This is a genomic window from Chryseobacterium sp. sg2396 (genome assembly GCF_042610505.1).
In the GTDB taxonomy this organism is placed as follows: Bacteria; Bacteroidota; Bacteroidia; order Flavobacteriales; family Weeksellaceae; genus Chryseobacterium.
Genome location: NZ_JBHGAQ010000009.1, coordinates 1 through 26214, shown reverse-complemented (window position 1 = coordinate 26214; position 26214 = coordinate 1). Strand labels below are relative to the sequence as shown.

Sequence of the window (26214 nt, the reverse complement as noted above, 5' to 3'; positions counted from 1 at the left end):
AAATAGAGTAGTCTTATATATTATATGGTCATTCTTTTTAGGAAACTCTTTCAATCAAAGCCATGTAAAAGCCGTCGTAGCCTTCGCTCGGCATTACTTTTTCATCTTTAATCATTTTGAAATTCGGGTTGTTTTTCAGGAATTCCTTTACTTGGCCATTGTTTTCCGAAGGAAGGATCGAGCATGTGGCATACACCATTTTTCCTCCTATTTTAAGCATTTTGGAGTAGTCCTGAAGAATCTGCTGCTGTTCTCCCTTGATTCTGTCGATGAAATCCTGGTCGATTTTCCATTTGCTGTCCGGGTTTCTTTTTAAAACACCCAATCCTGAACATGGTGCGTCGATCAGAAGACGGTCTGCCTTTTCATGAAGTCTTTTAATCACTTTGTTATCGGTGATGAGGCGGGTCTCAATATTGTGGGCTCCGGCTCTTTTGGCGCGGCGCTTCAGTTCTGCAAGTTTCCAGTCGAAAATATCAAGGGCGATGATCTGGCCTTTATTCTGCATCAACGCAGCTAAATGGAGTGTTTTTCCACCAGCACCGGCACAGGCATCTACCACCCTTTGCCCTTCTTTCACATCCAGGAAATACCCGATTTTCTGGGAGGAAGCGTCCTGAACTTCAAATAATCCTTCTTTAAATGCAGTGGTCAGGAATACATTCTTTTTCTCTTCCAGCTGAACGGCATCCGGGTAATTCCTGATCGGATAGGAAACAACATTCTCATCCGAAAGGTCGGAAATAAGTTCTTTGGTGGTTGTTCTCAGGGAGTTTGCTCTCAGAACGGTTGGTGCCTGCTCATTCAGGGCGTGCATTTCCCTTTCCCATTTCGGGCCCAGTTCTTTTTCCAGGGTTTCCGCAAGCCATTCCGGGATGGAATATTCGATGGCTTTCGTCGGAACGGTTCCTTTTTTAAGCTTCGTCAGGATATCGGCGATCTTGATGCCGTCGAATTCCTCAAATTTTTTATAATTGGTTTTGCTCCAGAGAAGGTAAGCGATGATCAGTTTATAGATGTTGTTGGGTTTTACACCTTCCCCCATGTAATATTCCAGGCGTTTTTTCCAGCGGATGATATTGTAGAAAATCTCTGAAACAACGGCCCTGTCCTGGCTTCCCCATTTTTTATTCGCCTTCAGAAGTCTTTCGATTACTTTATCGGCGTATTTATTTTTCTCGAAAAACGTTTCCTGCAAAGCATCGTGGATTCCGATGGCCAGGTTTCTGTGTATCAATTCCATAAAATTGGGTTCTGCTATTTTGAATCTGCAAAAATACGAATTTATGTTGACATTCCGTAAACGGGATTTTGTATCTTGTTTAATTCAGATAAAACCTAATTTCAGAATTTCCTTTGTCATAAAATCACATACAAAACAACACTGAAAAGAAGAAATATCTCATATCATAAAATTTTAATTGAAAACCTTAAAACTCTACCTTTGCAAAAAAATAAAAATATGAGTGATATTGTACTTTGTCCTAAATGCAGCTCCGAGTTTACCTATCCGAGCGATAATATGATGGTATGTTCCCAATGTTTCTATGAATGGAATCCGGAAGAAACGGCTGCCGACGCGTCCGCTTCAGGGAAAATCCTGGATTCAAACGGAAACGAACTTCAGGACGGGGATTCTGTAGTGGTGGTGAAAGACCTTCCGGTAAAAGGAGCACCAAAGCCGGTGAAAGCAGGAACAAAAGTAAAAAATATCCGCCTGCGTCCGGACAGCGACCATAATATCGACTGTAAAATTGACGGTTTCGGAGCAATGGCCCTGAAGTCGGAATTTGTGAAAAAGGCATAATCTTAAAATACGCTATTTAAAAAAATCGGTCCGGATATCGCTACCGCACATATTATTTAGTAATTTACGCTTCTGAAATTACTGTACGGATGAAAATACTGATTGTAGAAGACCACAAGGAGCTGGCTTCTAACATTACGGATTATCTCAGGAAGGAAGATTACGTCTGTGAAGTCGCTTCCACCAAAGAAGAAGCCGATGAAAAGATCGATTTTTTTGAATATGACTGCATCCTTCTGGATCTCATGCTTCCCGACGGGAGCGGCCTGGAAGTGCTCCGGGAGATCAAGCATAAAAAGCTTGCGGCCGGCATCATCATTATTTCAGCCAAAGATTCCCTGGATCATAAACTGGAAGGCCTCGAAGAAGGTGCCGACGATTATATGACGAAACCTTTTGCCCTTCCCGAGCTGCATGCCCGGATAAAAGCCGTTTCCCGGAGAAAAACACAGGAAGTGGATCATGCCCTGGTTTTTAATGAAATAAAAATCGACCTTGAATCCAAGGAATGCCTGATTGCCGGCAAACCCTTAAATCTTACGCGCAAAGAACTCAACCTCCTGATCTTTTTTATCAGTAACGAAAACAGAATGCTTTCCAAGCAGGCCATTGCGGGTCACCTCTGGGGAGATTATACTTACAGCATAGACAATATCGATTTTGTCTACCAGCATCTGAAAAATCTCCGTAAAAAAATTACCGATGCGGGCGGAAAAGATTATCTGCATACCGTATACGGGCTGGGCTATAAATGGCAGGACTCATGAACCTCAGTTACCGTTTTGCCAAAGCTTTTACCATCCTGGTATTTACCGTGCTTCTTCTCGGGTTTGCGATTCTTTATTATGCGTTTGAAAGAACAACCATGCGTTCGGCCATTGTAAAAATGGAAGATCTGAATGCGTATGTCGCCGGAAGACTTTCCAAAGATCCGGAATACGATTATTTTAATTTTCATCACAGGCAGACTCGTGTAGCTTTGCTGAAAGAAGTCCCTTCGGATAAGGAAGAAAAGATTATTGAAGAAAAATACATCTGGAACAGGAGCATACAATCCTATATAAACAGGATTTCCGTTAGCTCTTTTTTTATGATTAAAGGAAAGCCATACAGAATTACCAGCGTACGATATATTACCGTTATTGAAAAACGCTTCCTCCTGAGTTTGGTAATGGTAGTCGCCTGGATCATGGTATTCCTGGTGATTCTTTCCATTATTATCAGCGTTCTGATATCCCGTAAAATCCTCGATCCGTTTTACCACGCACTTGAGGAGATTAAAAGATTCAGTATAAAAGACCGGAAGCCGATGCAGCTGATGGAAACCGGCACCTATGAATTCCGTCTGCTGAACGGTTTTCTGACAAAGATGTCCGAGAATTCCAAAAAAGACTATTATTTGCTGGAAGAGCTCACCGAAAATACCTCCCACGAGCTGCAGACCCCGCTGGCTTCCGTAAAAGGGAAGATCGAACTCATGATGGAAACCGGGCTTACGGAACAGCAGTTTGCGACCCTTTCTTCGATGAATGATGAGCTGGACCGTCTTTCGTCCATCAACAAATCCCTGATCCTCCTGGCCAAGCTAGAGCATCTGGAGCTGAAAAATACAGGGCGGATCAACCTGTCGCAGATCCTTGCCGAACGCATGGCTTATTTTGAGGACATCTTCTCATTTCAGCAGCTGCACGTAGAAGCTTCCGTAGAACCAGATGTCATGGTCTCTATGGATGAAAACCTGGCCGTCATTGTGCTGGACAATCTGCTGAGCAATTCCAAAAGGCATAATTACGCAAACGGAGCAATTGAGATTTCCCTTACCGCATCCCGTCTTACCATTTCAAATACCGGAAACCCGCCTTCGATTCCGGAAGAGGAAGTTTTCGGAAGATTCAGCCGTGGAAATCCGGATCAGAATTCGATCGGGATAGGATTGGCACTTGTGAAAAGAATTCTGGAGATTTTCGGGTATGAAATCAGTTACCGATTTTACAACGAAAGACATGTAGTTATTGTGGAATTTAAAATTTAATAGACTGTTAATCATTTATTTAATATAAATTTTTAAATTCTGGTGCCATCTTCAGAATTTCTTCAGAATTTCTTTTTTCATTAGCTGGAAACAAAACCTATGAAAAAAATAACATTGGTATGTATGTTTCTTGGCTTTCATCTTTTTTATGGCCAGGATAGTACCGGAGCCGTTAAAAAACAGGAAGTTGTACTTCCCGCAAAAAATCCGATGGATATCGGCGAGCTGAAGATCAATCTGGATCCGAAAGGGGAAAGATGGCTGAAGTTTGGGATCAACAGCCAGATCTGGCTTCGGAGTATCGAAAACAATCCCGGCACAAAGGTAAATGGTGTTCCTCAGGATCAGACCTACGATGCAGGCATCAGAAGGATGCGTCTTACGGTACAGAGCCAGCTTACCCCGTTTTATTCCGTTTACCTTCAGGTGGGGATCAACAACCAGACGTTTATTTCCGGCGGCGGCAGCGGGACGGGCGCCAACGGAGCCGGGAAGAAACCAGGTCTGTTTTTCCATGATGCTTACAATGAGTTCACCATTATTCCACGCACAGATTTTAATACGGGAAAGCCTAACAAAAATAACCTTTACATCGGCGCCGGTCTTCACTCCTGGAACGGCGTAAGCCGGATGACAAATGCGAGTACGACAAAACTCCTGGCCGCAGACCTTCCGATCTTCAATTTCCCAACCATCGAAGTTGCGGATCAGTTTGCACGGCAGTTCGGCGTTTTCGTTCACGGGGATCTCGACAGGATTAATTACCGGTTCAGTGTCAATAAGCCTTTCGCGACTTCCAATACTCCGGCGGTAGGAAGCGCGGCGGTGGATAATAACCAAAGCGGAAAGCTTTCATACGCAGGGTACGCTTTTTATCAGTTTTTTGAAAAAGAAGCTACCGTAACCTCTTTTTTACCCGGCAATAATCTGGCAAAAAAGAAAGTCCTGAATATAGGTTCCGGTTTTTATCTCAACAAAGAAGGAACCCAGAGCCAGCCGGCGGCCAACGTTTTCGAATCCCACGATGTGTCGATTTTCGGAGCTGATGTGTACAGTGAAATCCCAATGGGAAATAAAAAGAAAGAAATGGGGCTTACCTTGTATTCCGTATTCTACAGATACAATTACGGGCCGGATTATATCCGGATGAGCGGACTGATGAACCCCGGAACGGCAGACACCTCCTTCACCGGACAGAAAGCACTGGAGGGCCCGGGAAACAACAGGGTGCTGATGGGAACCGGAAATATCTTTTTCCTGCAGGCAGGGTTTGTACTACCTAAGTTCAGCAATACCGTGAAAGTACAGCCCTTTGTTAACTATACGCTGAAAGATATGGATGCCCTTCATCAGAAAGGAAATTATTATGACGTGGGAACAAGCTTCTATTTTTACGGGCAGAATGCCCGGCTCGCCGTTCAGTACAGCAGCAGACCGCTGTATGACACGGCTTCCCGAACGGTTTTCGACAGAAAAGGAGAATTAATCATTTTATTCCATATTGTTTTATAAATTTAAACCATTATATATATGAAAACGCAACAAACATCAACGATTACTACTGCAGAAAGAATCAAAGCCATTATCGGCGGATCGGTAGGGAACCTCGTAGAATGGTACGATTGGTATGCTTACGCTGCTTTTGCCATTTACTTTTCACATGCCTTTTTCCCGGATTCGGATATGACGGCGCAGCTGCTGAACACGGCAGGGATTTTTGCCGTGGGATTCCTCATGCGTCCCGTAGGCGGATGGATGTTCGGAAGTATTGCCGATAAGATCGGAAGAAAAAGAGCCATGACCCTGTCTGTACTGCTGATGTCCTTCGGCTCGCTGCTGATCGCCCTTACCCCGACTTACGACACCATCGGCGTACTGGCACCGATCCTTCTGCTGGCCGCCCGTCTTTTGCAGGGGCTGAGCGTGGGCGGAGAATATGGCGTATCGGCAACTTATCTTAGCGAAATGGCTACGGAAGACCGCCGTGGATTCTATTCAAGCTTCCAGTATGTTACGCTTATCGGCGGACAGCTGATTGCACTGGGAATTCAGCTTATCTTACAGAAGCTGCTTCTTACGGAAACCCAGCTGGAACAATGGGGTTGGAGAATCCCGTTTGTCATTGGTGCTATTCTGTCGGTTATCGCTTTATACCTGAGATCGAGCCTTCATGAAACGGAGGCTTTTGAAAACAAAAAAGAGCTGGTAAAGGATAAAAAAGGAACCGTAAAAGAGCTGCTGAAACACCCGCAGGCCCTGCTTACCGTAATCGGACTTACATTGGGCGGAACCCTGGCTTTTTATACCTATACCACCTATATGCAGAAATTCCTGGTCAATACCGTGCATCTGAGTAAAGAACAGTCTACATTGATCTCATTTATTTCCCTTTTTGTATTTGCCTGCCTGCAGCCGGTTTTCGGAGGACTTTCGGACAAGATCGGCAGAAGGCCACTGCTGTTGGGGTTTGGGATTTTGGGAACTTTATGCACCGTTCCGCTTCTTACGGCGTTGAGTCATACCACTTCCATGTGGATGTCGTTTGTCTGGATCATGATCGCCCTGATTATTGTGAGCGGCTACACTTCCATTAATGCGGTGGTAAAGGCTGAACTTTTCCCTTCAGAGGTAAGAGCTTTGGGAGTAGGGCTTCCGTATGCGTTAACGGTAGCAATCTTCGGAGGAACGGCAGAATATATTGCTTTGTGGTTCAAGCAGGCCAACATGGAACATTATTTTTACTGGTATATCACCATCTGCATCTCGTTTTCCCTGATCGTATATTTCAGGATGAAAGATACCAAGGAAACGTCCAAGCTGGATGAGGATCTGGAACAGGACGCTGCTGCCTGAGATTTTGAAAGCATTGATTTTAAAAAGAACTAGGCATAAAAAAAGGAAAGAATTGGGCAGGGTAATCTTTCAAAAGACGCCATCGCAGGATTGCTGATGTTTGTCTCAGTAGGCAGAAAGAGCATTAACCAAAAATTTCCTTATGCTGTGTATGTACAAATGTAAGAAAGTTTACCTAAACATAATCTTACATTTGTATTTTTTTGGAATAAATTTTCTTGAATATACCGTTTAAATGAATTATGAGAAGCTTTTCCCGCTTTCTGTTGCAATCTTTTTTTGCAAAAAAGGATTTCCACGGCAATCGGGGCTAGGGTTTGAGCCGTCCCGTTGAGCACTATTTAAAACAGGAAATATTCTCAGTCAAATACAATATTGATGCTACCTTCGATTTTCCGATCCGTATACATCACCAGCTCTTTATCACGGGCTTTTATTTTATTCCAGTAGTGGTTTCCCGCAAACCGGCTTTCCAGGACTTCCGCTTCCATGCCGATTTCCGCAATCCTGATTTCTCTGGGATAGTAGGAAAATTCAGGCAGTCTGAAATTTTCCCGTTCCGTTCCGGTAAAAATATTTACTTCACCGAAAAGTTTCGCAACGTATGGATTGCAGGGATTCTTATAGGTTTCCTCAGGACTGCCGTCCTGGATCAGTTTTCCATCCTGCAAGACGATAATCCGGTCCAGCCACGGGATAATATCCTGGAGCTCATGCGTTGAAATCAGCAGCGAAATATGATTCTGCTTCATATAGCGGAACAGCTTTTCCCGAAGTTCGATCTTTCTCGGAAAATCCAGGTTGCTGAACGGCTCATCCAGAATGAGGAGCTTCGGCATTACGGAGAGGGCTCGGGCGATGGCAACCCGCTGCTGCTGGCCACCGCTCAGGTATTTCGGCAAAACGTTGGCAAAATCTTCCAGACCTACCACTTCAAGGAGTTCTGCTACGGTTTCCTTTTTCTTTTTTAAATTTATATTAGAAATAAACTTTCCTACATTTTCCGCAACGGTAGCGTAAGGCATCAGGTCGAAATTCTGGGCCACAAATTTCATGTCGGCTTCACCGGGAACCAGGTTTCCTTTAGGCCCGGAAAGTTTTTCGCCGCCAAAAACAATTTCCCCGCTCTCCCAGTCCAGCAGCCCGTAGATCAGGCTCAGCAGAGTCGATTTTCCGCAGCCGCTTTCCCCGGCCAGCGCCACGATTTTACCGCCTTCCAGCTTTAGGTTCAGATCCTGGAACAGCGGTTTTTCTTTGGAATAAGAGAAGTTTAAATGGTTTATTTCTAATAGCATGTTACAAAAGTAAGGAATTGAAATGTTTCTAGGAAAGAACAGTTTTTTTTATTATTTTAGCGGAAGCAATAAAAATTTATAAATCATGAAAAAAAAGCTGTTTTCCTTAGTTATTCCCGCATTTTTTGCTTTGGCTGCAGTGGTTTCCTGTAAAAAAGAGAAGCCGCTTTCCAGTGAAAGTAATGAAGTGGCAACAACTAAAGATGGGGCTCAGTATGGAGTGGATACCCTGAACAGCAGGGTAGAATGGAAGGGTTATAAAATTTTAAAATCTGAAAGCACAAGCCACTTCGGAACCATCAAATTCGAGAGCGGCGACGTTACCGTAAAAGACGGAAAGCTGGAAAGCGGAAAATTCGTTGCGGACATGGCTTCCCTTTCCTCTGAAGATCTTAAAAGCGATCCGGAAAATTTAAAGAAACTTACCGGACATCTGAAGAGCAAAGATTTCTTCGATGTGGAAAAATTCCCGACGGCTTCTTTTGAAGTTACAAAAGTGACTTCTTCGGCAGAAGGCGATTACAATACCATACTGGATGGTAATTTAACCATTAAAGGAATTACGAAGCCTGTCCGGTTCAAGGCCAATGTTTCCGTGAAAAACGGGGTGACAAGCATTGCTACCGAGCCGAAAGATATCATGAGAGAAGAATTCGGAATAACGTTTAAGGCACCTGCAGCCAACGGCGTCATAAAGGATGAAGTAACGCTGCAGATCAACGTAAAAGCTTTGGAAAAGAAATAATTTTTTTATTTAAGTGAAATAAGTGATTGAAGTCTGCCTCCCGCAAAGAGGCAGATTTTTTTAACATTTTTAAGAAATTTATTCGGGTGAAAAACCGTATTTTTGCAAAACATTTTGAAAGGGTAAAACAATGATAGAAAAGATAGAAGAATTACTGGTTGAGGTAAACAGCTTCCATGCGACATCAAAGGAGGAGATCGAAAACTTCCGGATCAAATACAATGGTAAAAAAGGGATTCTGAACGATTTTTTTGAAAAATTTAAAGAAGTTCCGAATGACCAGAAGAAAGATTTCGGACAGAAGATCAATACTTTGAAGCAGGCTGTTAACGTAAAGTTGGAGGATTTGAAAAATGCTTCAGCATCTTCTATTATCGTAGAGAAAGAAGACCTTACCAAACCTGCTTTTCCGCTGGAGCTCGGATCAATACATCCGATCAATCTCGTAAAAAACAGGATTATCGAGATCTTTAAATCTATTGGTTTTGCTGTGGCAGACGGGCCGGAAATTGAGGACGACTGGCACAACTTCACCGCCCTGAACCTTCCCGAATACCACCCTGCCAGAGATATGCAGGATACCTTCTTTATCGAGCAGAACCCTGATATCCTTCTGAGAACCCATACTTCTTCGGTACAGATCCGTTACATGGAGGAAAACCAGCCTCCGATCAGGATCTTATCCCCGGGAAGAGTATTCCGTAATGAAGCGGTTTCTTCGCGTTCGCACTGTATTTTCCACCAGATCGAAGGGCTGTATATTGATGAGAACGTAAGCTTTGCAGATTTGAAGCAGACGATCCAGTTTTTTACCACAGAACTTTTCGGAAAATCGAAAATCAGATTAAGACCTTCTTATTTCCCTTTTACGGAGCCAAGTGCGGAAATTGACGTGTATTGGGGACTGAATTCCGAAACGGATTACAGAATTACCAAAGGAACCGGATGGCTGGAAATCATGGGCTGCGGTATGGTAGACCCGGCCGTACTTAAGAATGTGAATATCGATCCGGAGAAATATTCGGGATATGCTTTCGGAATGGGAATTGAGAGAATCGTTATGCTTCTGTACCAGATGAGCGATATCAGGATGTTCTTTGAAAACGACATCAGAACACTGGAACAGTTTAAAACTTTATAGTTTAATTTAAACTTATTTATATAAAATCCTGTAAAAACATTGCTTACAGGATTTTTTTGTTAATTTTATGCTGAAAAATACACAAAATGTTTAGGAAATTAACTACTTTCAGATCGAGAAAAATTATTCATTATTCATTGCTTGTCTGCATCCTGCTCATACAGCTTCTTATTGCAGCTTTTTTTTACAATGAATTCTTGTCCAGGAAAAATCTTGCTTTCTTTGAAAAGCAGCTGAAAGAGATTAATACACTCGGAACTCTTACAGACAGCTCCCGTAAGGAACTTCTCAATGCACAGAACTGCTTCCAGAATTATATTATTTATGAAGATGAAAAGTATCTGAACGACTATTTCGTATCCCTCCACAAGCTGGGAAAAAACCTTGAAGGCATAAATAACTACGGATCGAAATATCCAAGATTGAAAAACATTTTATCTTTACAGAAAAGCGATTCATTAGAGATTAAAAAATTACAATCGCTGATCGACTCTACGTATGAATATTCATCGAAATCCAATTTAAAAACACAGAATAATTTTCCGAAACTGGAAAAATTCAATGCAGATTATAATTTTGACCGGTTTAATATCGAAACAAAAACCTTTTCCGATACAGTAAAGAAAAAAGGACTGTTCGGCCGTCTGGGAGATGCCATTTCCGGAAAGGAAAGTGTACGCAAAGACAGTACGGTGGTTACGGTAAAGCAGGGAAAGGTTCCCGTATCCAGGGAGATAAAGGCAGAGGTGGACAGCATTATGAACCAGGCGACGAACCATTATACAGGACAGATCCGGAAAATACAGGTGAAAGTCATCGAAAAGCATAATAATGAAGGTAGGTTTTACAGGATTTTCAGTAAGCTTTTAATGTATAGCAACGGGCTGATGAATATTTACGATGTCGCAATCAAGGAGTCTAAAAATGATCTTCAGAAAGAATATGACAAGCACAATTCTGAAAGCAACAGGATCAGGACCTATCTCATCTTTGGTGCCATTATTCTGATGTTCGTCGTATCGATCCTGATTATGTTCCTCACGCGGATTGCCTTTGTTTATGAAAAGCGGCTGAATTCAGCCAATCAACAGATCCGTGAAAACCTGAATTTTAAAAACAGGATTTTGGGGATGCTGAGCCATGAACTTAGATCCCCACTGAAAATTATAGGCCTTTTCATCAAGAGGATCAATAAAAAGACGGATGACGACCAGATCAAAGAATATCTGAAGTCGATCAGCTTTACCAACGACAGTCTTCTTATACAGGCCAACCAGATCCTGGAATATACCAGGAACCAGGCCGTTGAAAATAAGCTGGTTCCCGTAGCGTTTAATCTTCAGTATGAAATTACCTCCATACTTACTTCTATTGAACCGTATATAGAAACAAGAAATAACAAATTTGTGATCCACAAGAATCTGGATCCGGATCTTTCAGTCTATTCCGATAATAAAAAAATCAACCAGATTTTCATGAATATTCTGGGGAATGCCAATAAGTTTACGGAAAACGGACAGATCACCGTTGTTGTACGTACAGAACGGTTGGACGACAATACGGTTTCTATGACGACAAAAATATCCGATAACGGAGCAGGAATTTCAAAACATGATCTTGAAAGGATCTTTGAACCTTATTACCAGGGCGTATTGTCGGAAGACGTAGAAAACCTTGGGGCCGGGCTCGGATTAAGCCTCTGTAAGGAAATAGTGGAGTTGTATTCGGGGCATATCGAAGTAGAAAGCGAACAGGGGAAAGGAACAACGGTAACTTTCACGGTTAATTTAAATCTTATAAAATGATTCAGCCAGATCAAAAAATAATCCGCTTCTTATTGGCAGATGACCATAGCCTTATACGGCAGGGCCTCGTTTTTGTTTTGGAGGATATTGATATGGAATATGAAGTTTTTCAGGCCTCCAGCGTACAGCAGACTTTGGAATTCATTACCAGCCATCCTGTAGATATTGCAATTATCGATGCCCATTTCCCGGATGGGAACAGCCTCTCCATAATTCCTGAGCTGAAACGGCTCAGGCCTGAAATCAGGATTCTTATTTTTACGGGAATTGAGGAAGATGTGCATGCCTTAAAATTCATTAACGCCGGAGTGAACGGATTTCTGAGCAAACTGAATGAAGAGGATGAAATAAGGCGGGCCATTCTTAAAATAATTACACATGGTGAATATATATCGCCTAAAACCCAGGCTTTACTGATGAACTCACTGCATAACCGCAACCTGATCAGCCCTTTTTTATCCCTTACGGAGAGGGAGTTTCAGATTGCTGAAATGTATGCGGAAGGACTGGGCAACCTTGAAATTGCCAACAGGCTGGATATTAAACAAAATACGGTAAGTACCATTAAAAAAAGGATTTTTGACAAACTCAGAATAAACAATCTGGTTGAATTGATCGAGCTTTACAAGAATCACTGTTGACCGGCAATAATTTTCATGCTTGTTGGAAAATAGCTTTGTATCGTTAATGATCCGCTAAAAATTATGGTTATTAAAAGCATTTGGCAGCTTCCGAATTTTACTGCAGCGTTTTTCCAGTCCTAAAAACAGGCATCCTTCTCCCTCTAAACCTTAATTTTTTGTAGATAAATATCTACAATGCCGGCGATATATATCTAAATGATTTATAGTGGTTGTAACTTGCTGGTAAAGTATCTTTGTAAAAGAATAATAAACAATTATTAACCTATATCCAAAGGTCTTTGGTTCCGGACACAAATGATGATTCCCATACGGGACCAGAGACTGAAACACACAAATGATTATATCTTATTGCAGGTCGAAAGATCTTCCGGTAGGATAATTTAAAGGGGGAGATATAATGAAGGGGCCTAAAAAAACACAAGTAATGAAAACAAGCCTCCGGAGCGTTCCGGAGGCTTTGTTTTTAATTGCTGACCTTAGAAACAAAACGCAATTAAAAACATATATAAAAACCTGTTAATAATATAATCAATTTAATAAAGGTCTATACCCAAAAGACAATTCTGTTCTGTGATTTATTACATCCAATAAAAAATACCCGCAGAGATTGCAGGTATTTTATAATTTTACTTTTGTTTTTAATTGGTAAACTTTAAAGGATATTTCACATTTTTGAAATCATCAATGCTTGCCTTTAAAGATCCTACGGCAATCTCTGCTTTCAGCAACATCGGTACATGGTTGGCATCATTGGAAACCCACATCGTTACGCCTTCCTTCTCTTTGAAAACCCTGCCGCTCTTAACGGAAGGAATGATCTTCAGACAATTGATGGTTCCGAATTTGGTTTTGAGATTTTCCGTTCCGGCTACCTTCAGCTGAAACGGAAACAACTCGTCATCGATCCAGACATTCATATTGATTGTATTTCCTACTCTGAGTTCAGCCGGGCTTTTGCTCCTCAGATAGTAAAAACAGGAAAGCATATCCTGGACGCCTTTTACGGATTTGATCACTTTGGATCCGTTGGCAGGCGTTTTCTTATCGGTTAAAACCAGTGTATTGTTGCTGTGATTGAAAACCGTTTCAAGATGCTGTCTGTAGCTGCCTTCCTTTACATTTCTTACGTAAAAGCTCGGAAGCTCCGTCTGCATGTTGATATAGCTTTCATAAAAATCATCTACTTTAAAGAAGGCTTTTACTGCCCCCGTAGTTTGTCCCGTACCCCTTACATGAAGATGAGGTACCCCTTTATACATGGTTTTCTGTGCGGTAAGGTTGGCGCTTCCGGCATTCAGGAAACCATAATGGATTCTCAGGGTAATAGACTCGCCGTCAGCAATATTGGTAATCTGGCCGAAGCTCAGACAGAATATAAAAAGGGAAATTACATTAAAAAATTTCTTCATAAGTACAATTTTACAAAAAGGTTACCAATTTTAGATTAAAAAAAATGCCAAAGGTTTGATAAATCTCAGTTTTTTATTTAGACTGAATTAAATAGCCTTCGCATTAAATTAGTAAATTTGCATTCACAAGTATAATTAAATTATCTTATAAATATGATAACGACCGATATATTGATCATAGGAGCCGGCCCGACTGGACTTTTTGCTGTATTTGAAGCAGGTTTACTGAAAATGAAGTGCCATATCATCGATGCGCTTCCTCAACCGGGAGGACAATTGGCGGAACTGTATCCTAAAAAACCTATTTTCGATATTCCGGGTTATCCTTCCGTAAATGCGGGAGAACTGGTCGATAATCTGATGGAGCAGATCAAGCAGTTCCAGCCGGGATTTACCCTGGGTGAAACGGCTGTTTCCTATACCAAAGTAGATGAAGAATGGTTTGAAGTGGTTACCAACAAAGGTACAGTGCACAGAGCAAAAGCAATCGCTATTGCCGGTGGCCTTGGTACTTTTGAACCTAGAAAGCCAACCATTGAAAATGTTGCGGATTACGAGGAAAAAGGCCTTGAATATTTCGTAAAAGAACCTGAGCATTTCAGAAATAAAAAAGTGGTAATCGCCGGTGGTGGAGATTCAGCTCTGGACTGGAGTATCTTCCTCTCCAATGTAGCCAGCGAAGTAACGCTTATCCACAGAAGAAATGAATTCCGCGGAGCTTTAGACTCGGTAGAAAAAGTTCAGGATCTGAAAAACCAGGGAAAAATCAAACTGATTACACCCGCTGAAGTAACTGCAATAAAAGGAGAAGGCAAAGTGGAAGCCATTACCGTGGCAGTAGACGGGCAGGATCCTTACGATATGGAAACGGATTATTTTATCCCGTTATTCGGACTTACCCCGAAACTGGGCGAGATCGGAAACTGGGGACTGAATATCGAGAAAAATGCTATTGTGGTAAATAATGCTTTGGATTATCAGACCAATATTGATGGAATTTACGCGATCGGGGATATCAATACTTATCCGGGCAAATTAAAGCTGATCCTTTGCGGATTCCACGAAGCGACATTAATGTGCCAGGGTGTGTACAACCGGTTGAATCCTGGTAAAAAGTTCGTACTAAAATACACAACGGTGAGTGGAGTAGACGGTTTCGACGGAAGCCGTAAAGAAGCTGAGAAAGCGGTTGTGAAAAAAATTGACTAAATTTGTTGCCGTTGAAGGTCCTGCCATCAACAGATAACATTAGAATCAATAGAAATGAGCGATATAAACATAAAGATCACCGACCGTGAAGGCGTGACCCACGATATTGTAGCCCCAACGGATATGTCCATGAATTTAATGGAGATCATCCGTTCATACGAACTGGCGGAAGAGGGAACCATCGGGGTTTGCGGAGGAATGGCCATGTGTGCGTCTTGTCAGGTATATGTGATTAACGATCCGGGGCTGGAGCCGATGGGTGATGAAGAAGATGCGATGTTAGGAGAGGCGTTCCATGTAGAAAGCAACAGCAGATTGGGTTGCCAGTTGCACATCGTTCCTGAAATGGAAGGGCTGGAAGTAGCAATAGCTCCTTATCCTTAGTAGAATTTTAAATTTAAATATAAAAACCTCCCGGAGATTGCTTCAGGAGGTTTTTTGTTTGTCATCTTGTATTGTGCTTGCTCTGAAAGTAATGGATCAGCCATAGTATGGGTGCACCCTGCGGAATGGCGAATTTAATGCTCCGGTCGGTCAGGTTTTTATTCACCGACTTCAGATAGCTGATTTCGCTGGTGATGATCTCGTCTTTATGCTGCAAAAGCTGGTCCTCAAGCTGTATAAGGTTCAGAATTCCCAGGTCTTTAAGCTGTGCCGGGAAATGGTTTGCCGAAATATAAGCGGTATCGAATCTTGATTGGCCCGGTGTTCTGAGTGCTTTTCTCACCTTGCCTTCAATCTCGCGCAGCAGCGGATTCTTTTTTACGAAAGCAATAATCGTTGATTCATTGATGTTAATCAGTTCCCGCTTGTTCTTCAGGTTCTTGCTTACCGAATTCTCAAACTCATGAATTTCTTTTTTAAGCTTGGTAAATTCAATGTCTGCCTGTTCCAAAAGGGCTGCCACCCGATAGAAGGTGCGCTGTGCTTTTTCAGGAATGTCGGTCACCGATTTATAGCCCAGATCATGCTCTATTTCTGCCCATGAATGCTGGAGAATGCTTCTGAGCTGAATTTCAAACCTGATCTCTTTGTAATCCGCATATTCTTTCGACTTCGCTTTCTGGTCATTAACCTGCAGGATAAAATGAATGCTTTTGTATCCGAACTTATCAATCTCAATGTGTCCTTTATCAACGGAATTGCTCCAGTCGACCGTAAATTCACGATTAAGGACCTCCTCAATTTTAGAGATGTCGTCTTCAAAATAAGTGATGACCCTTAATCCTAAAATATCGGTAATCTCATTAAGACTTTTGTATTTGTCTTTTTTGATGATCTTCTGGGCAAGACTTGCTTTGGTCTTTACTCTACCCGTAATCTGATGGATGGGGATTTTCCTGCATGATCTTCTTAACAGCTGTTCCACTTTGGAGCCTAAAGCGGAATATAGGGAATAACACTCTCTATATTCTGCCAGGATTTTATTAAGGTATTCTTCAGCCATATTTATGAACCCGTATTTTAAATGAATAAATTTTAATGAATTGTATCACTTTTGGAAGCTGCAAATTTTGCGCTAAAATAGAATTTTTTTAGAATTTAGGTTTGAAAGAGAGATTGAAAGAAGAGCTTAATAAATCTTAATATAATTGATTTGTAGATTTTTTTTATATAACGGCAGTAATTTTTACGGTTATTGTTCCGTAAAATACTCCTAATGTCCGAGATTTCTTTTTGTGGTACATTCGGTACATTATAAAATACAAATCATTAATTATCTTTTTCATATTCTCAATAGCAATAGGAAAGATTTTTTACATTTTCTAATATTTAAATATAATACGTCAAGTTTTGTCGCATTGCTGATGTAGCTTTGCAGAAAAATGATCAACTTGATATTAAATTTATGTTATAAATCTTTTGGACGTGAACTAAAAATCCTTATTTTCGCAACAATTAAAAATTAATACATTCAAATACTAAGGACATGAAAACACTCTACATGAGCGCACTTACGATGTGCACGGTACTGGGCGTATCTGCCCAGGAAGTAGTCTGGCAGAAGGACATCAGCTCCTCGACACAGGATTTCTTAAGCCAAGTCACCACCACTATTGACGGACAATACCTGATCTCAGGCAGCAGTATCCACCCTCCGACAGGCTCAGGGACCGCACAACAAAATGCGGGATACAATTTTCACTTAATGAAACTCAATCAACAAGGGGAAGAAGTCTGGGAAAAATATTTCTCCGGGAAGAATCATGATTTTTTGTCGGCAACTGTTGGTACTCAGGAAGGCGGATATTTACTGGCTGGTACTTCCTACAGTGGAAAAGGCCTGGATAAGAAGGAAGAGTCCAAAGGCGGAAGCGATTTCTGGCTGATCCGCATCAACGAATTCGGCGATGAGCTGTGGCAGAAAACCATCGGCAGTGCTTCTGATGAAGAGGCACGGGCGGTGATCCAGACAACTGATTTCGGATTCTTTGTAGCGGGAAACACCACCCTTCGAGAGCCTCAGGGCACTTTCCAGGGGTACGGCTCCAAAGATGTTTTGGTACTAAGACTCGATAAGAACGGAAAAGAGCTTTCGCAGCTTGTTTTGGGTGGAAAAGGACTGGATGAAGTGGAGAAAATGATTCCGACGGTCGATGGCGGAGCCTTGTTAGGGATCTACTCAAGAAGCGGAGAAGTCGTAGGAAATGGAAAATCAGGGACTGGAAATATACCGCTGCCTGCGAATTCATCGTCCTCAACAGCCAGAAGCCAGCAGCCCAAAGCCAGCAGCAATTATGGCGAAGGGGACTACTGGATCGTTAAGCTTTCCAAAGACGGTAAAGTAGAGTGGGAAAAGAATTTCGGCGGCAAAGGCGATGATCACTTAAGAACGTTAGCAATGACTTCCACGGGTTATCTGATCGGCGGGGAATCAAGGTCGGAGAGGTCCGGGAATAAAACCGTCGGTATAGAAGAAGGAACCGACCTATGGTTAATCTCCGTAAATGCAAAGGGGGAAGAGATCTGGCAGAAATCCTACAGTTTCAAAAACCGGGACGTTTTAATGGGGATGAGCGTTGTGCATGCCTCGGATGATAAATCGACCAAAGGAATTCTGTTAGGCGGTTACACGCAGGCAGAAGGAAGAATCGAAACGGACGATGAAAAGTTCTGGATGCTGTATCTTGATCAGAACGGAAACGAGCAGTGGCGAAAGCACGTCAAGGGAGAATCGAGTAAAAGAGAAGAAAGATTATCGGATATTAAGCTGAACCGCGACGGTTCGATCATCCTGGCCGGAACCAGCGCCGAAGAACTGGGCAAAGAGAACTGGAAAATCGTCAAGCTGGGCGACAGGCAGATTGACCAGCTGATCGAGAAGCAGGATATTAAGATCTACCCGAACCCGGTGAGCGATTATGCGTATGTGGAACTTGGGTTTGAGGGTCTGAGAGAAGGAGCGTTTGGAGCGGAGATTACGGTGTATGATTTGGGTGGAAGGCAGCTTCAAAGCATTAAAACAAAAAACAAGATAACCAAGATCAACACGCAGCCACTGGTTCAGGGAGCTTACCTAGTATCGGTGAAGACGGAGGCAGGGAAAACGGCAAGTGCGAAACTGATTAAAAAATAAAAAAAACCATGAAAAAATTAAAATTAATTACAATTTTCCTGTTTATTTTTTTTCAATCAGGAAGGATCTATTCTCAGCAGCTTGGCTATATCCCGCCAAGTCCGCAGTCTTTTTCTTTTGTGAGATCTACAGATGTTGTTTCGGAAAATGAGCATGTAGGTGCTGCAAATGTAAATATTCCTCTTTTTACTTTCAGTTCCGGCAAATTGGCAACGAATGTTAATTTAAATTACAGTGGTACGGGGGTTAAGGTAGATGATTTACCCAATGATACCGGAATGACGTGGATTCTAGATACTGGCGGGGTTATCACAAGGACCGTTAATGGATTAAGGGATGAATTTGCAACCCTGCGAATGAATAAAACCGAAATACAGATTATGCAGACTACCTCATCAGATTGTGATGCCGATGAAGAAGTTAGAACTGCTTGTTACTCACCACAACAGATTGATACGGAAAGAGATATTTTTGAATTTAGAGTTGCTGAAATTTCGGGCTCATTCTATTTGGATGAGAATTTTATCCCCATATTTTTAAAAAATGATTCAAACGTCAAAATAAAGAATATCAATCTTAACAATAGTACAAATAACAGACAATTTGAAGGTTTTGAGATTACCGATGTAAATGGTATAAAATATGTTTTTGGCGGAAGTTTGGAATTCCAGGAAAAAACTGCATCCAAAGCGATGCCCGATCATCCGGCAGGTGAATACGCTACTTCTTCATATTTTATAAAAGAAGTAGAACATCCAAATGGAGAAAAAATATCTTTTACGTACAACGATACCTCTCTCGAAACCAAAAGAATGTTTGAAATACATCAACGATATTTATTTGACCAAGTAAATGTGTTTATCGGTCCGGATGGATTTACACCCAACATGGATCAAGATTTAAAAATAAGCACTCAAACTCTTTTTACTAAAAACAAAAAAAGAATACAGACAATAAGCAGTAATCGAAACGCAGAAGTAGTTAATTTTATTTACAGCAATACCATAAATTCTGAATATACAACATTCCTCTCAGCTATTGAGTACAAAACCAACAACGACGTTTTTAAAAAAATTACATTTGATTATCTCTTTGAACCTGCAATCTCTCAAAATTCATTATCTGAGCGATTTTACCTCACCGGTATAAATTTTTACAATAAGACAATTTTTGAAAAAAAATATCAATTTGCCTATAATGACCCTTTAGCTTTACCTAAGCGGCTATCATATGGACAGGATATGTTCGGATACTTTAACGGTAAATCAAGTAATTTCTCGTTAATCGCAGGCTTTTATGGTAACACAGACTCTATTTCTCCTATTTACGAGCAAACTAACATCCTGTCTACCTTTGGAGATCGTACACCGGATTTTACCTATGCTTCCAAAGGGGTATTAACAGAAATTATATATCCTACTGGAGGAAAAACTAAACTAACATATGAATGTCCTAAAAAGAAAGGTTTAATATATTCTTCAATATCTCTTCCTGATCTTGATTTAGGATCAACGTATGTTATAGAAAATCTTCCACAGAATTTATCAATACAATTTAAACTTGGCATGCATGGGAATATAAATCATCATATGGAAGAAGTCCTATTCAAAATCAAGGATCTGGACACCAATGCAAATCTTTACACAGGGGGCAGCGTTCTAAATTATGCTTATCATGAGGACATTTACAACTTTGCTTTTCAACAGGGAAAGAGATATCTTGTCGATTTTGAAAAGCGTCCTTACTCTTTTTTAACCTTCGATTATCCTCATGAAGAAGTAATGGATGGATTTGGTATCCGTTTGCAATCAATAGAAGACAGTGACAGCGGCCAGATCAAAAGCTACAGGAGATTATATTATTCTCCAGTAAATTCTTATACCGATACCAATACAAATCTTGCATCTCTCAAGACTGAGCCCACCATACAATATGTAACATTTTTCCAAAATTATAATGATGGGTTTCAATCAAGTGTAGCAACGGTCTCATATGCCCTGCATAGTTCAAGTAATTCTAATGATTTATACAACAGTAAATTACAGGAGCGCTATTCCGTGGTATCCTGTAGTATGGGTGGAGACAATTTTGAAAATGGAGGGTACGAAAAAGAGTTTAGAAAAGATTTAAATGATCCTCTTCATAAAATCCGTCCATATGCAGGAAACGGACCCGGAACAGGTACGCCTTCAAGTGGACAAGTAGACTATCTTAACGCTGAAATGAATCAAAATTATTATATTTATATGTTAAATACTACTTATTTTCCGGCTAAGGGAAACAGACTTTCTTATAGCGGAACATTAAATAACGTTAAATATTTAATTAAAAAAAACGGGCAGATCCTAAAGAACAAACAGGTTGATTATACCAGAAACTACAATATACTTGGCTATAACACCAATCTTTTTATATCACATGTAGTCAGTGATCCTAGATTAGCAGAGTGTGGTAGCACTTACGTGCCGAGAATATCGCCGTTTTTTATTTCAACATACAAGAACTACATTGTAGATACCAAACTCAAAAAACAAACGACAACCGATTTTATTGACCCAATTCCTGTCTATCAATATAATATGCCTAATTATCAGGCACTGGACAGTATTGCAAACGCAAATGCAAGAAAACTAATCACTACCATAACCTATGATTATGAAAACCCATCACATAATCAACTGACGAAAAAAACGATGAGCTTTTCGGATAATTTAATTACCCGTACCACCTACGCCTACGCCCACGAAAAAAACAACCAGCTGATGATCAGTAAAAACATGATCGGTATTCCGCTGGAGGAATCGACGGTTGAAAAGCAAAGCATTAATGATCCGGGAAAGACGGTTTCCAGAACAGAAACCCTTTACCCTACCTCCCTTCCGACGTCCCAGTCGGGCAACCTGGTATTGCCGTTATCATCGATTTCCTACAATGTCTTGAATAACACTTCTTCAACCGAAGTTACTTACGACAAATACGACGACCGGGGGAATCTGTTACAGTACACCGGCAAAGACGGCATTCCGGTGTCTATCATCTGGGGATACAACAGAACCCAGCCGATTGCCAAAGTAGAAGGAATGGCTTACGACCAGCTAACGGCCGCCGTTTCCATTGCAGGGATCATAACGGCCTCGGATAATGATGCGGCTGACCCTACGAAAGAAGGTCTTTTGCTGGATGCCCTAAACACCTTCAGAAAAGAGCCGTCTCTTTCCGGGAAGCTGATTTCCACCTATACGTATGATCCTCTGATCGGGGTAACGAGCATCACGCCTCCATCGGGGGTAAGGCAGACTTACACCTATGATGCGGCAAACAGGCTGAAAGAAGGAAAGGTGAGAGGCAAGGACACCAGTGGAAGCTACATCAACAAAAAAGTCTCTGAGAACAACTATAACTATAAACCATAACACAAACATGAGAAAATACAACAAAACAAAAATAGCCTCGGTTATTGCGCTGAGCGCCGCGGTCATGTCCTTTGCGCAGTCTTCGAATGAGAATTACATACAGTCCAAAACCTGTTTGAATGACGACTGCAGCAAAAGATCGGAGACCATCACGTATTTTGACGGACTCGGAAGAGCCAAGCAGATCGTGAGCGTTAAGTCAACACCCACGGGAAAAGACCTGGTCACGCCCGTTACCTATGACGGGTTCGGAAGACAAATCAAAGACATCCTTCCGGTTCCGGTGCAGACCCAGAACTCCTCGATCCACACGGGTATTACCGATGAATCGGCTGCCAACAGCTATTACGGGGTTACCAATGCCTATTCTGAGAAGCAGCTGGAAAACTCTCCGCTGGATAGGATACTTCAGCAGGCCGCTCCGGGAGAAGCTTGGAAAATGAGCTCGGGAAAGACCCAGAAATTTACCTATGATGCCAATCTGGGAACGGAGGTAAAGAAATTTGGAACGACGACTACCACCAGCACGGTCAACAATGTCTCTACCGCGGTCTCTTCTTTATGGGTAGCTTCTGCTAACTCCGGATTCTATCCCGCATCGACCCTGTACAAAAACACGGTGACCGATGAGGACGGCAATCCGGTGACGGAATTTAAAAACGGCCAGGGACAGACCATCCTGATCCGAAGAAACGACGGATCTCAGAATGTCGATACCTATTATGTTTACAACGAATACAACCAGCTGGCTTTTGTACTTTCCCCTAAAGCGGTAAAGCAGATCGGGCTCAGTAACAATGGGATCACCGATGAGATCTTAAACGAGCTCTGCTACCAGTACAAATACGATGGGAGAAGCCGTCTGGTGGAAAAGAAGATCCCGGGCAAGGACTGGGAATTCATGGTGTACGACAAACAGGACCGTCTGGTGCTCTCCCAAGACGGGAAGCTACGGACTGCGAACAATAGCTTTTCAGCTCAGGGCTGGCTGTTCACCAAGTACGACGAACTGGGAAGGGTGGCGTATACCGGGTTTTACCCCGGCACGGACTCCAGGACCCAGGTGCAGGACCAATTAAATACCCTGACCGCCTCTTCCCCGAACACCGAAACGCGCATCACCAACCCGATCGTTTTAAGCGGGACGAACCTGTATTACCGGAACCAGGCGTTTCCTTCTTCGGGCATTACGCTTTTAACGGTCAGCTATTACGACACCTATCCTTCGGAAGCCCCGGCGGTTCCTGCCACGGTACTGGGCCAGCCAACGATGTCCCAGACCCTGGGAAGCAGCGATGACGCTTCCACGACAGGAATGGTGACCTCTTCCTATGTCAAGAACATCGAAGACAACAACTGGACGAAAGCCTATCATTATTACGATTCGATGGGAAGACAGATCGCTGTCAAAACCACGAACCATTTAGGCGGGTACACCAATACAGAGACAGAACTTGATTTTGCAGGCGTGGCCAAGCTTTCCAAAACTTACCATAAAAGATTGAATGGTGATACGGAAAGAGTGATTACCGAAACTTTTGAGTATGATTCCCAAAATAGGCTTCTGGTGCATAAGCACAAGGTAGACAATAACCCGGAAGAGATTTTAGCTCAGAATACCTACAATGACCTTTCACAGCTTACCAATAAAAAAGTAGGCGGTACGGTGGCTTCCAGTCCGCTTCAAAGTATTGATTATCTGTACAACATCCGGGGCTGGATGACGAAAATCAATGATCCGAAAAATTTAGGAAGCAAACTCTTTGGTTATGAGATTAAATATAATACCGTAGAAGGCTTGGTAACCCCTAACCTGGATTACACCGGCTTACAGGTAAAACCGAAATACAACGGAAATATCGCAGAAGTAGACTGGAAAACAGGAACAACTGCAGGAGATAACCTGAGGAGATACGGGTATGTATACGACAGCCTGAACAGGCTGCAGGCCGGTTTTTATCAGAAAGATTCCAATCCATCGGATAAGGAATATTTTGAGAAGGTGGATTATGATCTGAACGGAAATATTACCAATTTAAAAAGATCCGCACAATCAAACCAGGGTGCTGCAGCCTTTAATATCGATGAGCTTGCTTACGCTTATGCCAATAATAACCAAAGCAACAGGCTCATTTCCGTAACGGATTCTTCCACGGATTACCGCGGGTATCCTGATGTATCGGGAATTGCCATCCCATATGATGTGAACGGGAATATGATTTCCCATAAGGATAAAGGGATTTTAAACATGGCTTATAACTTCCTGAACCTTCCGGACCGTATCACTTTTGACCGGACGTATCTGGTGCGGAATATTTTCAGCGGAACCACTGAAACGCGCAATATTACAACAAGCTATCTTTTCAGAGCAGACGGTACGAAACTGAATAAAATTTATATGTATGGGGTCGGTAAGAACCAGTCTGAGGCTTATAAAATAACGGAATATCTGGATGGCTTCCAGTACGAAGGGCAGGGTTCCTCTTTAAGGATAACCCGGACATTAAAGTTCGTTCCTACAGCAGAAGGTTACTATAATTTTGAAAATAATAAGTATATTTACAACTACAGTGACCATTTAGGAAATGTACGGCTGAGCTATTTTAACAATGGAAGCAGCGTAGAAGTTCTTGAGGAAAACAATTACTATCCGTTTGGGATGAAGCATGAAGGTTATAACGTCCTGGCCGGAAACCCGGCTTACAAATACGGCTATAATGGAAAAGAACTGCAAACTGAATCCGGGATGCATGATTATGGAGCGAGGTTTTATATGGCGGATATTGGGAGATGGGGTGTGGTGGATCCGCTGGCGGAGAAAATGACTCGACACAGTCCTTACAATTATGCTTTTAATAATCCGGTTAGATTCATAGACCCAGACGGAAGACAGGTAAAAGACATACGATTTTCTCAAACGGTCAGAGAAGACGGTACAACAGTTGTTACTATGACAGTTACAGGAAAGGTAATCAATGATTCAGGAAAGTCATTTACTAGTGAACAGATGAATGCTTATGCTGATAGAATAAGTAGTTCATTAAAAGATGTATATGGTATAAAAGACGATAAGTTTGAAGTAAACGTGGTTACGAATATTACAGCTGTATCAGAAGATAACCCCTTGACTACTACGGATCATGCTTTTAGAATTGTAGATAATGGTAAAATACCAAACGGGTTAGGGGGATATGAACCTGAAGGCACTTTAGGGAAAGCTACTTATGGTGAAAATGTTGTTTATCTTGGTACACAAACTTTAAATGGGACAGAAGCTAAAACTGGTCAGTATGCAGGAACAGGAAAGACTGAAAGTGGTTTTGCAACATTGGAACGTACTTCCGCTCATGAAATAGGGCATTCTGGTAATCTGCAAGGACATCCTGACCCCAAAACAGCACCAGGAAACATTATGCTTCAAACGCAATCATCAAGTGCAGGAAAAACTGTAACACCAGAGCAAATTGATCAAATGAAAAGTTCATATGATAATAGAAAACTCAATAATGGAAAGCAAATAATACCTGTAAGACAATGATAGATTCTAATATAATAAGAAAATTTTTTTTAATACTAAGTATGCTCATTGGATTGAAATATAATGCTCAAAAGAATGATCGTAAGCTAGAAATATCTTTTCAAGATCATTTTAAAGGGGATACTGTTTCTTTAGGAATAGGAAAATGTGAGATGTTTAAAAATAAAATTCTTACTTCTAGAGAAATTGGCTTTGCAGGAATAACGATAACACTTTATGAACTAAATAAAATTGTAATTTCAGAAAATGGAAATATAATTCTTGAGAAAAAGTGTAATATTAATTTAAATAAAAAACTCAATCTTAATTTAGAGCTAAATAATAGAAAGAAAGTTTTGAAAGTTAATATCAATACGGGAAAATATATTGGGTTGAATAAAGATAACAATAGTTTTGAACTCCGGCAGCTTAAAGTTCCTTTTGAGTATGAGTAATACACTCTCGCGGATTTGTAATCCGTGAGCAATATTAAATAACCCACCGCTTTGCGGTGGGTTACTAAACTTCGAAAACAATAAGTATTTCTACGACTATGTAGATCATTTAGGAAATGTACGTTTGAGTTATTTTGACAACGGCAGCAACGTAGAAGTTCTTGAAGAAAACAATTATTATCCGTTTGGGATGAAGCATGAAGGATATAACGGATTAGCCGGTAATTCTTCATATCAATACAAGTACAACGGAAAAGAGTTGCAGATGGAATCTGGAATGTATGATTACGGGGCAAGGATGTATATGCCGGA

At 41.5% G+C, this 26214-nt stretch carries 20 protein-coding genes; 16 read left to right on the top strand and 4 right to left on the bottom strand.

Annotation, left to right across the window (positions count from 1 at the left end; all coding sequences use genetic code 11):
* Positions 1-37 precede the first annotated feature (37 nt).
* Positions 38-1243 carry an RsmB/NOP family class I SAM-dependent RNA methyltransferase gene (locus tag ACED20_RS10880; RefSeq protein ID WP_294202096.1) on the bottom strand — a complete coding sequence of 402 codons (1206 nt, stop codon included), beginning with the start codon at positions 1241-1243 and terminating at the stop codon, positions 38-40.
* A 219-nt stretch (positions 1244-1462) separates the two neighbouring features.
* Here ACED20_RS10880 and ACED20_RS10875 point away from each other — a divergent pair, with 219 nt between their 5' ends.
* The 5 genes from ACED20_RS10875 (at position 1463) to ACED20_RS10855 (ending at position 6692) form a co-directional block, all read left to right on the top strand.
* Complete coding sequence (locus tag ACED20_RS10875) at positions 1463-1807, top strand: zinc ribbon domain-containing protein YjdM (protein WP_294224655.1); 345 nt, start codon at positions 1463-1465, stop codon at positions 1805-1807.
* 89 nt (positions 1808-1896) lie between these two features.
* Positions 1897-2574, top strand: a complete 678-nt coding sequence (locus tag ACED20_RS10870) for a response regulator transcription factor (protein ID WP_378104573.1) — start codon at positions 1897-1899, stop codon at positions 2572-2574.
* Complete coding sequence (locus ACED20_RS10865) at positions 2571-3839, top strand: sensor histidine kinase (RefSeq protein WP_378104570.1); 1269 nt, start codon at positions 2571-2573, stop codon at positions 3837-3839. The genes ACED20_RS10870 and ACED20_RS10865 overlap by 4 nt, the downstream gene beginning before the upstream one ends.
* 99 nt (positions 3840-3938) lie before the next feature.
* The gene (locus ACED20_RS10860; RefSeq protein WP_345767347.1) at positions 3939-5351 is read left to right on the top strand and encodes a porin; all 1413 of its coding nucleotides are present in this window, start codon (positions 3939-3941) and stop codon (positions 5349-5351) included.
* Positions 5352-5369: 18 nt separating this feature from the next.
* Complete coding sequence (locus ACED20_RS10855; protein WP_294200844.1) at positions 5370-6692, top strand: MFS transporter; 1323 nt, start codon at positions 5370-5372, stop codon at positions 6690-6692.
* A gap of 359 nt (positions 6693-7051) precedes the next feature.
* Here the strand turns inward: ACED20_RS10855 and ACED20_RS10850 are convergent, their stop codons facing one another.
* On the bottom strand, positions 7052-7987 hold the full coding sequence (locus tag ACED20_RS10850; RefSeq protein WP_378104567.1) for a sulfate/molybdate ABC transporter ATP-binding protein: 936 nt from the start codon (positions 7985-7987) through the stop codon (positions 7052-7054).
* 85 nt (positions 7988-8072) lie between these two features.
* Here ACED20_RS10850 and ACED20_RS10845 point away from each other — a divergent pair, with 85 nt between their 5' ends.
* From ACED20_RS10845 to ACED20_RS10830, 4 genes are all read left to right on the top strand, one after another.
* Positions 8073-8732, top strand: coding sequence for a YceI family protein (locus ACED20_RS10845; RefSeq protein WP_294231654.1), 660 nt, complete (start codon positions 8073-8075; stop codon positions 8730-8732).
* Positions 8733-8862: 130 nt separating this feature from the next.
* Entirely contained in the window at positions 8863-9873 is a 1011-nt protein-coding gene (pheS, locus tag ACED20_RS10840) for a phenylalanine--tRNA ligase subunit alpha (protein WP_378104563.1), read from the top strand.
* Positions 9874-9959: 86 nt separating this feature from the next.
* Positions 9960-11678, top strand: a complete 1719-nt coding sequence (locus ACED20_RS10835) for an ATP-binding protein (protein WP_378104560.1) — start codon at positions 9960-9962, stop codon at positions 11676-11678.
* Positions 11675-12319 carry a response regulator transcription factor gene (locus ACED20_RS10830; protein WP_294200837.1) on the top strand — a complete coding sequence of 215 codons (645 nt, stop codon included), beginning with the start codon at positions 11675-11677 and terminating at the stop codon, positions 12317-12319. The genes ACED20_RS10835 and ACED20_RS10830 overlap by 4 nt, the downstream gene beginning before the upstream one ends.
* A gap of 641 nt (positions 12320-12960) precedes the next feature.
* Here ACED20_RS10830 and ACED20_RS10825 read toward each other — a convergent pair.
* Complete coding sequence (locus tag ACED20_RS10825; protein ID WP_294200835.1) at positions 12961-13731, bottom strand: DUF3108 domain-containing protein; 771 nt, start codon at positions 13729-13731, stop codon at positions 12961-12963.
* Between the two features lie 153 nt (positions 13732-13884).
* Between ACED20_RS10825 and ACED20_RS10820 the strand changes: the two genes are divergently transcribed.
* Together ACED20_RS10820 and ACED20_RS10815 are read left to right on the top strand one after the other, a co-directional pair.
* Positions 13885-14940 carry an NAD(P)/FAD-dependent oxidoreductase gene (locus tag ACED20_RS10820; protein ID WP_294237279.1) on the top strand — a complete coding sequence of 352 codons (1056 nt, stop codon included), beginning with the start codon at positions 13885-13887 and terminating at the stop codon, positions 14938-14940.
* A gap of 54 nt (positions 14941-14994) precedes the next feature.
* Entirely contained in the window at positions 14995-15324 is a 330-nt protein-coding gene (locus ACED20_RS10815) for a ferredoxin (RefSeq protein ID WP_294200832.1), read from the top strand.
* Between the two features lie 61 nt (positions 15325-15385).
* Here ACED20_RS10815 and ACED20_RS10810 read toward each other — a convergent pair whose 3' ends face one another.
* Positions 15386-16387 (bottom strand): GTP pyrophosphokinase family protein, encoded by a 1002-nt coding sequence (locus ACED20_RS10810; protein WP_294200830.1) that lies wholly within the window; start codon positions 16385-16387, stop codon positions 15386-15388.
* A gap of 483 nt (positions 16388-16870) precedes the next feature.
* Between ACED20_RS10810 and ACED20_RS10805 the strand changes: the two genes are divergently transcribed.
* The 5 genes from ACED20_RS10805 to ACED20_RS10785 form a co-directional block, all read left to right on the top strand.
* Positions 16871-18517: a T9SS type A sorting domain-containing protein gene (locus tag ACED20_RS10805; protein ID WP_378104555.1), complete on the top strand. Its 1647-nt coding sequence runs from the start codon at positions 16871-16873 to the stop codon at positions 18515-18517.
* Between the two features lie 8 nt (positions 18518-18525).
* Positions 18526-21930 (top strand): hypothetical protein, encoded by a 3405-nt coding sequence (locus tag ACED20_RS10800; RefSeq protein ID WP_294237285.1) that lies wholly within the window; start codon positions 18526-18528, stop codon positions 21928-21930.
* Positions 21931-21937: 7 nt separating this feature from the next.
* The gene (locus ACED20_RS10795; RefSeq protein ID WP_378104551.1) at positions 21938-25468 is read left to right on the top strand and encodes a DUF6443 domain-containing protein; all 3531 of its coding nucleotides are present in this window, start codon (positions 21938-21940) and stop codon (positions 25466-25468) included.
* Positions 25465-25902, top strand: a complete 438-nt coding sequence (locus ACED20_RS10790) for a hypothetical protein (RefSeq protein ID WP_378104549.1) — start codon at positions 25465-25467, stop codon at positions 25900-25902. Before ACED20_RS10795 ends, ACED20_RS10790 begins: the two co-directional genes overlap by 4 nt.
* A 124-nt stretch (positions 25903-26026) precedes the next feature.
* Positions 26027-26214: hypothetical protein (locus tag ACED20_RS10785; RefSeq protein WP_378104548.1), on the top strand; the 188-nt coding region annotated here is incomplete at its 3' end.

Bases quoted from the DNA above. Each gene is read 5' to 3' on its own strand.
- ACED20_RS10855 (WP_294200844.1), top strand. From the start codon at position 5,370: ATGAAAACGCAACAAACATCAACGATTACTACTGCAGAAAGAATCAAA.
- ACED20_RS10860 (WP_345767347.1), top strand. From the start codon at position 3,939: ATGAAAAAAATAACATTGGTATGTATGTTTCTTGGCTTTCATCTTTTT.
- ACED20_RS10805 (WP_378104555.1), top strand. From the start codon at position 16,871: ATGAAAACACTCTACATGAGCGCACTTACGATGTGCACGGTACTGGGC.
- ACED20_RS10800 (WP_294237285.1), top strand. From the start codon at position 18,526: ATGAAAAAATTAAAATTAATTACAATTTTCCTGTTTATTTTTTTTCAA.
- ACED20_RS10850 (WP_378104567.1), bottom strand. From the start codon at position 7,987: ATGCTATTAGAAATAAACCATTTAAACTTCTCTTATTCCAAAGAAAAA.
- ACED20_RS10835 (WP_378104560.1), top strand. From the start codon at position 9,960: ATGTTTAGGAAATTAACTACTTTCAGATCGAGAAAAATTATTCATTAT.
- ACED20_RS10810 (WP_294200830.1), bottom strand. From the start codon at position 16,387: ATGGCTGAAGAATACCTTAATAAAATCCTGGCAGAATATAGAGAGTGT.
- ACED20_RS10875 (WP_294224655.1), top strand. From the start codon at position 1,463: ATGAGTGATATTGTACTTTGTCCTAAATGCAGCTCCGAGTTTACCTAT.
- ACED20_RS10795 (WP_378104551.1), top strand. From the start codon at position 21,938: ATGAGAAAATACAACAAAACAAAAATAGCCTCGGTTATTGCGCTGAGC.
- pheS (WP_378104563.1), top strand. From the start codon at position 8,863: ATGATAGAAAAGATAGAAGAATTACTGGTTGAGGTAAACAGCTTCCAT.
- ACED20_RS10815 (WP_294200832.1), top strand. From the start codon at position 14,995: ATGAGCGATATAAACATAAAGATCACCGACCGTGAAGGCGTGACCCAC.
- ACED20_RS10790 (WP_378104549.1), top strand. From the start codon at position 25,465: ATGATAGATTCTAATATAATAAGAAAATTTTTTTTAATACTAAGTATG.
- ACED20_RS10865 (WP_378104570.1), top strand. From the start codon at position 2,571: ATGAACCTCAGTTACCGTTTTGCCAAAGCTTTTACCATCCTGGTATTT.
- ACED20_RS10830 (WP_294200837.1), top strand. From the start codon at position 11,675: ATGATTCAGCCAGATCAAAAAATAATCCGCTTCTTATTGGCAGATGAC.
- ACED20_RS10880 (WP_294202096.1), bottom strand. From the start codon at position 1,243: ATGGAATTGATACACAGAAACCTGGCCATCGGAATCCACGATGCTTTG.
- ACED20_RS10820 (WP_294237279.1), top strand. From the start codon at position 13,885: ATGATAACGACCGATATATTGATCATAGGAGCCGGCCCGACTGGACTT.
- ACED20_RS10845 (WP_294231654.1), top strand. From the start codon at position 8,073: ATGAAAAAAAAGCTGTTTTCCTTAGTTATTCCCGCATTTTTTGCTTTG.
- ACED20_RS10870 (WP_378104573.1), top strand. From the start codon at position 1,897: ATGAAAATACTGATTGTAGAAGACCACAAGGAGCTGGCTTCTAACATT.
- ACED20_RS10825 (WP_294200835.1), bottom strand. From the start codon at position 13,731: ATGAAGAAATTTTTTAATGTAATTTCCCTTTTTATATTCTGTCTGAGC.